This window comes from Clostridia bacterium, from assembly GCA_017394805.1.
Lineage (GTDB): Bacteria > Bacillota > Clostridia > Christensenellales > CAG-1252 > RUG14300.
Map to the genome: position 1 here is coordinate 54,431 of JAFPXC010000015.1, position 9,170 is coordinate 63,600.

At 55.0% G+C, this 9,170-nt stretch carries 12 protein-coding genes; 1 reads left to right on the forward strand and 11 read right to left on the reverse strand.

From position 1 onward, the window contains the following. Positions 1 to 68 precede the first annotated feature (68 nt). The gene (locus II896_04355) at positions 69 to 500 is read left to right on the forward strand and encodes a TIGR04086 family membrane protein (GenBank protein MBQ4443877.1); all 432 of its coding nucleotides are present in this window, start codon (positions 69 to 71) and stop codon (positions 498 to 500) included. Between the two features lie 298 nt (positions 501 to 798). On the opposite strand, the gene yajC is transcribed toward II896_04355, so the two are convergent. The 11 genes from yajC to infC form a co-directional block, all read right to left on the reverse strand. After that, positions 799 to 1,308 carry a preprotein translocase subunit YajC gene (yajC, locus tag II896_04360; GenBank protein ID MBQ4443878.1) on the reverse strand — a complete coding sequence of 170 codons (510 nt, stop codon included), beginning with the start codon at positions 1,306 to 1,308 and terminating at the stop codon, positions 799 to 801. Between the two features lie 124 nt (positions 1,309 to 1,432). Continuing rightward, complete coding sequence (gene tgt, locus II896_04365; GenBank protein ID MBQ4443879.1) at positions 1,433 to 2,569, reverse strand: tRNA guanosine(34) transglycosylase Tgt; 1,137 nt, start codon at positions 2,567 to 2,569, stop codon at positions 1,433 to 1,435. Positions 2,570 to 2,713: 144 nt separating this feature from the next. Next, positions 2,714 to 3,736, reverse strand: coding sequence for a tRNA preQ1(34) S-adenosylmethionine ribosyltransferase-isomerase QueA (queA, locus tag II896_04370; GenBank protein MBQ4443880.1), 1,023 nt, complete (start codon positions 3,734 to 3,736; stop codon positions 2,714 to 2,716). Next, entirely contained in the window at positions 3,726 to 4,781 is a 1,056-nt protein-coding gene (ruvB, locus tag II896_04375) for a Holliday junction branch migration DNA helicase RuvB (protein MBQ4443881.1), read from the reverse strand. The genes queA and ruvB overlap by 11 nt, the downstream gene beginning before the upstream one ends. A 12-nt stretch (positions 4,782 to 4,793) precedes the next feature. Further along, the gene (ruvA, locus tag II896_04380) at positions 4,794 to 5,402 is read right to left on the reverse strand and encodes a Holliday junction branch migration protein RuvA (GenBank protein ID MBQ4443882.1); all 609 of its coding nucleotides are present in this window, start codon (positions 5,400 to 5,402) and stop codon (positions 4,794 to 4,796) included. Positions 5,403 to 5,410: 8 nt separating this feature from the next. After that, the gene (ruvC, locus tag II896_04385) at positions 5,411 to 5,908 is read right to left on the reverse strand and encodes a crossover junction endodeoxyribonuclease RuvC (protein ID MBQ4443883.1); all 498 of its coding nucleotides are present in this window, start codon (positions 5,906 to 5,908) and stop codon (positions 5,411 to 5,413) included. Position 5,909: 1 nt separating this feature from the next. Beyond that, the gene (locus tag II896_04390; protein MBQ4443884.1) at positions 5,910 to 6,650 is read right to left on the reverse strand and encodes a YebC/PmpR family DNA-binding transcriptional regulator; all 741 of its coding nucleotides are present in this window, start codon (positions 6,648 to 6,650) and stop codon (positions 5,910 to 5,912) included. Between the two features lie 17 nt (positions 6,651 to 6,667). Next, positions 6,668 to 7,429 carry an RNA methyltransferase gene (locus tag II896_04395; protein MBQ4443885.1) on the reverse strand — a complete coding sequence of 254 codons (762 nt, stop codon included), beginning with the start codon at positions 7,427 to 7,429 and terminating at the stop codon, positions 6,668 to 6,670. A gap of 91 nt (positions 7,430 to 7,520) precedes the next feature. After that, positions 7,521 to 7,871, reverse strand: coding sequence for a 50S ribosomal protein L20 (gene rplT, locus II896_04400; protein ID MBQ4443886.1), 351 nt, complete (start codon positions 7,869 to 7,871; stop codon positions 7,521 to 7,523). A 12-nt stretch (positions 7,872 to 7,883) separates the two neighbouring features. Beyond that, positions 7,884 to 8,081 carry a 50S ribosomal protein L35 gene (gene rpmI / locus II896_04405; protein MBQ4443887.1) on the reverse strand — a complete coding sequence of 66 codons (198 nt, stop codon included), beginning with the start codon at positions 8,079 to 8,081 and terminating at the stop codon, positions 7,884 to 7,886. Between the two features lie 24 nt (positions 8,082 to 8,105). Beyond that, positions 8,106 to 8,597, reverse strand: a complete 492-nt coding sequence (gene infC, locus II896_04410) for a translation initiation factor IF-3 (GenBank protein MBQ4443888.1) — start codon at positions 8,595 to 8,597, stop codon at positions 8,106 to 8,108. Positions 8,598 to 9,170: the final 573 nt, after the last annotated feature.

Below are 9,170 nucleotides of genomic sequence, written 5' to 3' on the forward strand. Positions count from 1 at the left end.
TCGATGCGCCCATTTTTTCATATTTGACCGAGCACCGACATATTTTAGACCAATCGGAGGATATTATTATGGAAAAGAAAACTATCGCCAATGCTATCTTAGACGTCGTCAGGGCGCTTGCCGTCGCGCTTCTCACCAACCTGGTCGCCGTGCTGCTCATCGCCGTCGTCGTCAAATACACGGGCGTCACCCAGTCGGTCGCCACCGCCCTCAACCAAGTGGTCAAAGTGCTATCCCTCGCCGTAGGCGCCGTCGTAGGCTTCCGTTCGGGGCGTTTCGGTCTCGTCTTGGGCGCCGTCACGGGACTTCTCTTCACTGTTTTGGGCTTCTCGGTCTTCTCTCTTTTGGCGGGACGACCGCTCTTTACGGACGTCACCGTCTTCGACTTTCTCTTGGGACTCGCTTCGGGCGTTTTCTCGGGCGTTCTCGCCGTCAACCTTCGCACGCTTTCCCACGCCAAGCGCCCCACTCGTTGCCATAGGCAACGCTCCCGCGCGTAGCACGTTATCGTTCGCCCCACGCTCGCTATCGCAAAGTTTTTGCGGCTTCGCTGTAACGCACCCTACAATTCCCTCTCGGTAGGGGCACTTATTTAGCACGTCGTATCGGCCGAAGCATAGCGAAGCGGAAATATCCCCTAAGCCGAGGCACGAACCCACGCCGCGCCCATATCCCGCCATAGGCGGATTTCACCCGTGCGAACGCACGGATTTCTCCCAAGGCACAGCCTTGGATTTCTCCGCCGCAGGCAAAAAAACGCCCCTCTCCATCGGGAAAGGGGCGATTTGTTTTCGTTTCTCAGATTGCGTCGTCGTCCGTCACAGCGGGCTTTTCTTCGGGCATTTCGCTCTTCTCTTCGCCCAAGGACTCGGTGCCTTCCACCTTTTCGTTCTTGGGAGTTTGCGGCGCGTCAACGTCCACGTGTTTCACTTCTCTCGCCTGTTGCGCGGCCTCTTGGGCGTCCAGATTGATACCCACGGCCTCACGGCTAATGGTGATCACGACGGGTTGCTCGGGCGTACCCACGTCCACTTCGAGGGTTTTGCCGTCGGCGTTGACCTTTTTCACGGTGCCGACCATACGACCGATGGTCATGATGCGCGTACCCTCGCGCAATTCGTCCTGCATTCTTTGATAATCTTTTTGTCTTCTCTTGTTGGGCAAGATGGTCAGAAAGACCATTGCCACGATGGCCACGCCCAATACGACGATGAAGACGATGCTCATTTTATTGTTGCCCGTGCCGGTACCCGTACCCGTGGCGGCGGCGCCGTCGGCCAACATCCATGCCAAACTTAACAATTTCATTTTCTATCTCCTTATCTTGATTGTTTCTATTGTACACCATTTCGGGTGCAAATACAACATATTTTTCGCACAATACCCGCTTTTCTTCGCCGATTCGGGCGAAAAACGGCCTTTCTCGCCTGCTTTACCTATCTTCCTCGGCCTTCTCCCGCCACACGGCGAAGAAGTCGTTGCGGAAGTCGAGCAAACTGTCTTGCATGATGGCCTCGCGTATCTTTTCGGTCAGCCGCATCAGGCAATGGATATTGTGGATAGACAGCAGCCGCCCGCCGAATATTTCGTCCGTATTGATGAGGTGGCGCACGTACGCCCTCGTATAATTACGGCAGCAGTAGCAATCGCACCCCTCTTCCACGGGGCGCAGGTCGTCCTTGTAGCGCGCGTTGCGGATGGTCAGATTGCCCTTCATGGTCATCGCCGTGCCGTTTCGGGCGATACGCGTAGGCAACACGCAGTCGAACATATCGATACCGCGCACCACGCCTTCCACTATGCAGTCCACGCTCCCCACGCCCATCAAATAGCGGGGCATATTGTCGGGATAATAGGGGCGCATGATTTCCAACATTTCGTACATCACGGGCTTGGGCTCGCCCACGGACAACCCGCCGATGGCGATACCGCACCGCGCGAATTCGGCCGTACGAACGGCGCTCTCCACCCGTAGGTCGGCGAACATATTGCCTTGGATGATGGGGAAGAGCATTTGGTCGGGGTTATGTTCGCTCACTTTGTAGCACCGCTCCAGCCAACGCAAGGTCCTGTCCATCGCCTCTCGCGCATACTCGTATTTCACCCCCGGGGGCGTACACTCGTCGAAAGCCATCATAATATCCGATCCGATGGCGTTTTGAATGTCGATGCTCACTTCGGGGCTGATGAACTGTTTGCTGCCGTCGATGATGGACGCGAACTCCACGCCCTCCTCTCTTATCTTGCGCGTTTTGGACAGGCTGAATACCTGAAAGCCGCCGCTGTCGGTCAACAGGCTTCGCTTCCAATTCATAAACTTATGCACGCCGCCCACTTTGCGCAATATCTCGGTGCCGGGGCGCAAAAAGAGGTGGTACGTATTGGACAAAATGATCTGCGCGCCCAACTCTTCCAATTCCTCGGGACTTAGCGCCTTCACGGTCGCCGCCGTACCCACGGGCATAAAGACGGGCGTATCTATCACGCTGTGCGGGGTGGTCAATCGGCCCACTCTCGCCCCCGTCTGCTTATCGACGTGTATTATTTCATACTTGAACTTGCTTTCCATACGGTCCTAACCTAATCCTATCTCATCATACGTTGATTTCCTTAAACCAACCTAAACATATCCGAACTTTTTTCTTTCTCGCCCGTTTCCCACCGCAACGCAACGAAGTTGCAATTCACGGTGGCACCGCCGCCTATTTGCTCCCTACAGGAACAAGCACGCGTCGCCGAAGGAGAAAAACCGATATTTCTCTTTCACCGCGACGTCGTACACACGCAAGGTCTCCTCTCTGCCGAGCAACGCGCTCACCAGCATGATGAGGGTGCTTTCGGGCAGGTGGAAGTTGGTGATCAACCCGTCCACCACTTTCCATTGGTAGCCGGGATAGATGAATATCTCGGTATTGCCCGCGCCCGCCTTCACGTTGCCGGTCTCGTCCGCCGCGCTCTCCAACGTCCGCACGCTCGTAGTACCCACGCAAATCACGCGCCGCCCCTCGGCCTTGGCACGATTGATGACGTCCGCCGCCACTTGGGGCACGTTGTAGTATTCGTTGTGCATTTTGTGTTCGAGTATATCGTCCTCTTTGACGGGACGGAACGTACCCAAGCCCACGTGCAACAGCACCTTGGCGATCTCCACGCCCATACCCTCTATCTTTTCGAGCAATTCGGGCGTAAAATGCAATCCCGCGGTCGGCGCGGCGGCCGAGCCGCGCTCACGGCTGTACACCGTTTGATAGCGGTCTTTATTCTCCAACTTCTCGGTGATATACGGGGGCAAGGGCATATTGCCCACGCGGTCCAATATATCCTCGAACACACCCTCGAACGCGAAGCGGACGATGCGTATCCCTTCCTCGCCGAAGCCCACCACCGTGGCCCTTAACTCGTCCGAGAACACGACTTCCACCCCCACCTTCAACTTCTTGGCGGGCTTAGCAATGCACTCCCAATCGGTATAATTCAGCCGTTTCAACAGCAGGCATTCCACGTTTCCCTCGCAGCCCGCGCGGTGTCCGTACAGCCTTGCCGGAATGACCTTGGTATCGTTCAGCACCAACACGTCCCCCGCCTTTAGGTACGCGGGCAGGTCGTAGAAGTGCCTATGCTCTATCTCGCCGCCCTCGCGGTGATACACCAGCATACGCGAACTATCCCGCGGTTCCACGGGATGCTGCGCGATCAATTCCTTGGGCAGGTCGTACCAAAAATCCTTAGTCTTCATCGTCCTCGTCCGTCGCCTTATTCTCCCAGGATTGCAGGGTTTCCAGCATTCTTGCGCTCACGGTCTTGCCCAAATGCGTATAGGCGGGCAACAGCGCCACGCGTCCGCGGGGGGTGCGCGCAATATACCCCAACTGCAACAGATACGGCTCGTACACGTCTTCGATGGTGCCCGCGTCCTCGCCCGTAGACGCCGCCAAGGTCTCCAACCCGACGGGGCCTCCGTTGTACTTCTCTATGATAGAGGTCAAAATGCGCCTGTCCACGTAGTCCAGACCCATCTCGTCTATATCCAAGGCGGCCAACGCCTCTTTGGCGTGTTTGATATTGATGACTTTGCTGCCCGCGTACTCGGCGAAATCGCGCACCCGCTTCAACAGCGTGTTGGCGATACGGGGCGTACCCCTGCTTCTTCGGGCCACCTCGTAGGCGGCTTCGTAGTCTATCTGCATATTCAACAGTCTTGCCGAGCGTTGCACGATCAAGGTCAATTCTTCGGGCGAATACAATTCCAAGCGGCAGGTTATGCCGAAGCGGTCGCGCAAAGGTCCCGTCAACATACCCGCGCGGGTGGTCGCGCCGATCAAGGTAAAGTGTTGCAGGCTCATACGCACGCTTCTTGCGGTCGGGCCTTTTCCCACCATAAAATCAATGCTGTAATCCTCCATCGCGGGGTACAGCATTTCCTCCGCCGTATGATTGAGGCGGTGTATTTCGTCGATAAACAGCACGTCCCCTTCTTCGAGGTTGGTCAAAAGCGCCGCCAGGTCCACGGCCTTTTCGATGGCGGGGCCAGACGTTATCTTGATATGCGAATCCATCTCGTTGGCGATGATATTGGCCAACGTGGTTTTGCCGAGGCCGGGAGGACCGTACAACAGCACGTGGTCGAGGCTCTCACCGCGCTTTTTCGCGCTGTGGATAAAGACGGACAAATTCGCCTTTATCTTGCTTTGTCCCACGTACTCGGCCATCGTGCGAGGTCTGAGTTCGTTCTCCTCGCGCTCTTCGTAGCTTTCCATACTGCTTGCGAACAGTTCGTCCATACCTTTCCCCCACTAAATGCGTTTCCAATTTTTCAACACGATGCGGATGATCTCGGCGGTATCGTCCGTCGTCTGCCGCGCCCGCAGCACCGTTTCGTACACGTCCGAACGCGCCAACCCCATACTTTCGAGGGCGGCGATAGCGTCCGCAGACGCGTTATCCACGGGCATATTGACGGCAGTTGTCCCCGTCGCCGCCGAGGTCAACAGCACGCTGTCCTCGCCCACGTTTTCTTTGAGTTCGAGGACGATCCTTTCGGCGGTCTTCTTGCCGATGCCCTTTATCTTGGCGAGGCTCTTCACGTCCCCCGTCAAAATGCAGGTGGACAAGGACTGCACGCTTATTCCGCTCAGCACGGACAAGGCCAACTTGGGCCCCACGCCCGACACGGCCACCAATTTGCAAAACATATTTTTCTCGGCGGGCGTCCCGAAGCCGTAGAGGGCTTCCTCGTCTTCCTTTATATTGTGATAGATATACAACTTGACGGGTTTGCCGATGGGCGGCAACGCGGCCAAGGTGGAATTGCTCACCCCTATCTCGTAGCCGATACCGTGGTTATCTACGATAACCACCCCTTCCTGCATATCCGCCAAAGTGCCCGAAATATACGCGTACATACTGCCTCCTACCTGATGCCGAACATCCCCCCGAGCACACCCGTCTGCGCGTGCGTGATAGCCACGGCCAAAGCGTCCGCGGCGTCGTCGGGTTTGGGAATGTCCTTCATTTTCAGATAAAACTTGACCATCTGCTGTATTTGCGGCTTTTCCGCGCCGCCCCAACCCGTGATGGCCTGCTTAATTTGGTTGGGCGTATACTCAAAAAGGTTGCCGCACAACTTGTGTGCGGTCAACATGATCACCCCGCGGGCTTCGGCCACGACGATACCCGTCGTGATGTTTTTCGTAAAAAACAACTCCTCCAAAGCCACCTCTTGGGGGTGATATTTTTCGAATAATTGGGTCAATCCCGTCTCGATAAGCGCCAACCGCTCCACGGTGGGCGTATGCGCGGGCGTCTTGACTATTCCATAGTCAATCAGGGCAAACTTGTTGCCACTCTCGGCGTTTATCACGCCGTATCCCACCCGCTCCAAGCCGGGGTCTATACCCATTATGACCATACTATTCTTCCTCGTCCTCCTCGGGAAGTTCGGCGTTGTGCCACACGTTCTGCACGTCGTCGTCGTCTTCCAGAAGGTCGATCAAACGAATGATCTTCTTCGCGGTCTCTTCGTCGGGGGTCACGGTGTTTTGGGGCACCATTTCGATCTCGGCGGACACGATGGTCAGACCTTTCTCTTCGAGGGCTTCGCGCACCGCGCTGAAATCTGCGGGAGCGGTCACCACTTCGTACACTTCGTCGTCGGTCACCACGTCTTCGGCGCCCGCGTCCAAGGCCATCATCATCAAGTCGTCCTCGTCGAGGCCGGTCTTATCCACGAGGATGGTGCCTTGCTTGGTGAACATATAACTCACGCAGCCGTTGTTGCCCATTTGTCCGCCGCACTTATCGAAAAGGTGGCGCACGTTATTGACGGTACGGGTTTTATTGTCGGTCAAAGCCTCTACGATGACGGCCACACCGCCCGAAGCATATCCTTCGTAGGTGCACTCTTCGTAGTTGACGCTCATACCCTCGCCGCTGGCCTTTTGGATACTACGCTTGATATTATCGTTTGGCATATTGGCGGCCTTGGCTTTCGCGATGACGTCGCGCAGTCTGCTGTTGCTGTCGGGGTTGGCGCCGCCTTGTTTCACGGCGATGGCGATTTCTCTACCGATTTTGGTAAAGGCGTTACTGCGAGCGGCGTCGCTCTTACCTTTTTTGGCCTGTATATTGTGCCATTTGCTATGTCCGGACATACTCTCCTCCTATTCGCTTATCTCTTTGCCTTTTCGGCGTTAAAGTTCAGTTGATACATACCTATGGCGGCGGCCACGGCGACGTTCAGGCTCTCAATACCCCCCGCCATCGGGATGGATACCACGCGGTCTGCGCGGCGGCGCATTTCGTCCGACGCGCCTTTGGCCTCGCTCCCCACCACCAAAGCGTACGGGACGGTGGGCACGACGTCTTGGACGGTCTCGCCCTCCATATCCAACAGGTACACCGTTTGCCCGAGGTCGGCGGGATCCACCGCCTTGGGTTGGTACACTCTCAGGCGATAGATACCGCCCATACTCGCCCTCGTCACTTTGGGGCTATACGCGTCCGCGCCGCCTATCACGAGCACGTCCTCATACCCCGCGGCGATGGCGGTCCGCAGCATAGTTCCCACGTTGCCGGGGTCGGCCACGCCGTCCAGCACCAGCAGTTTCGAGGCGGTCTTCCACCCTTCCCCGTGGTCGGGTTTCGGCAGTACGGCCACCACGCCCGAGGGCGTCACGGTCTCGGCCACTCTCGCAAGAAGGTCGTCGGCCAAGACGTACGCTTCGGCGTTTTTGTCCTTTAGGACAAAGGCCAACTCCCGCGCCTTGCTTTCCGCGAGGTAATAGGCCTTCACCGCTTGCCCCACGGGTATATCCTTCACAATATTCACCCCTTCCAATACATAAAGCCCCGTTTCGTCGCGGCCTTTCTTGGTGTACAACGCGCGCAACTCGCGCACGCGATTATTGGATATCGAGGTGATTACTTCCATAGGTATCAAAAGGGGGTTGCCCATGACAACCCCCACTATACTTTATCGGTTGCCGATTGTCCCTTGCGGGACGTATTCGGGCAATCTTTTCTTACAGCGCGGCCTTCGCCTTATTGCAAAGCTCGGTGAAACCTTGGGGATCTTTCACGGCAATGTCCGCCAGCACCTTGCGGTTCAAGGTGATACCCGATTGGCCCAGACCGTACATAAAGCGGCTGTAAGACAAACCGTTTTGACGAGCGGCGGCGTTGATACGCGCGATCCACAGTCTGCGGAAATCTCTCTTCTTGTTCTTGCGGCCGACGTAAGCGTACTGTTGGCTCTTCATGACGGCTTCGCGCGCCACTCTGTAGAGTTTGGATTTACCACCCCAGTAGCCCTTCGCGAGCTTCATGATTTTTCTTCTTTTCTTTACTGCGTTTACGGCTCTCTTAATTCTCATACTCCACCTCCATTAGTCCTTGGGCAACATATTGCGGATAGTGCCTTCGAAGGCCTTATCCACGTAGCCGCCTTGACGCAACCCGCGTTTTCTCTTGGTCTCTTTCTTGGTGAGAATGTGATTCTTACCCATTTTCGCTCTTTTGATTCTGCCGTTTTTAGTCACGCGGAACCGTTTGCCTGCACCACTGTGCGATTTCATTTTAGGCATAATGCTACCTCCATGTAGATTTTCTTATTTCTTTTTGACGGGCGCCAGCACCATTCGTTGGGTATTTCCCTCCTGACTGGGGCCTTGCTCTATCACCGCGCCCTCCACCATGGCCGCAAAGTCGCTCATGACCTTGAGCCCCAGTTCGGGACGTTTGTTTTGTCTTCCGCGCAGTCGTATGACCACCTGCACCTTATCGCCGTCCGCGATGAACTCGTTGGCTTTCTTGGCCTTGGTCTTCATATCCCCGAGTTCGATGCCGATACTCAGCTGCACTTCTTTTATCTTGACTATTTTTTGATTTTTACGGGCTTCTTTCTCTTTCTTAATGGTATCGTAGCGATACTTGGCGTAGTCCATCAATTTGCAGGTCGCGGGATTGCCGTCGCCCACTTTCACGAGGTCCAACCCTTTGGCTTGGGCCACTTCGAGCGCTTGAGAGATGGTCATGATACCCAACGTGTTACCGTCCTCGGCGATGACGCGCACCGAACTGTCGGTAATTTGCTCGTTCACAAGATAGTCTTTTATAATCCTTTCCTCCAAAAAAAATCGGGTAATAGAAGTTACCCGAATCCAAACAATATACCCCTTTTGGGAGAATGACTTGTTTAAGAAACCTTTTGCCGTAGGCGAAGGTGAGAACTTCTACTTCTCTCCTATCCTACCATACTCCCCTCGTCCTGTCAACTGTTTTTTACCTCCAAATTTTAAGATTTACAAATGGCTTCCAAAATAAACCTTTCGCCCATCGGTTCACGTCATCCCGAGTTTATCGATGGATCCCATCGGTAGAGGCATAGTCTCCTTTCCCCCTTGTCGGCAAGCGTCAATTTTCACCACGACTTGCGAACGCAAACTTCACGCAAGGCTATGCCTTGCACTTCACTTGCCATCGCAAACTTCACTTTCGCGTAGCGAAAACTCCACCGAAAAAAAGGGCCATTCTGAAGTGAACCCCATTTGGGACACTCAATAAAAAAACGCTTAACAGGAAGGGATTAAGTTCTCTTCCTGTTTTTTATGCGTTTTGTATTGTAAAACTCTATCCAATCTTCAACAAGGGCTATATATTCTTCCAAACTTGTG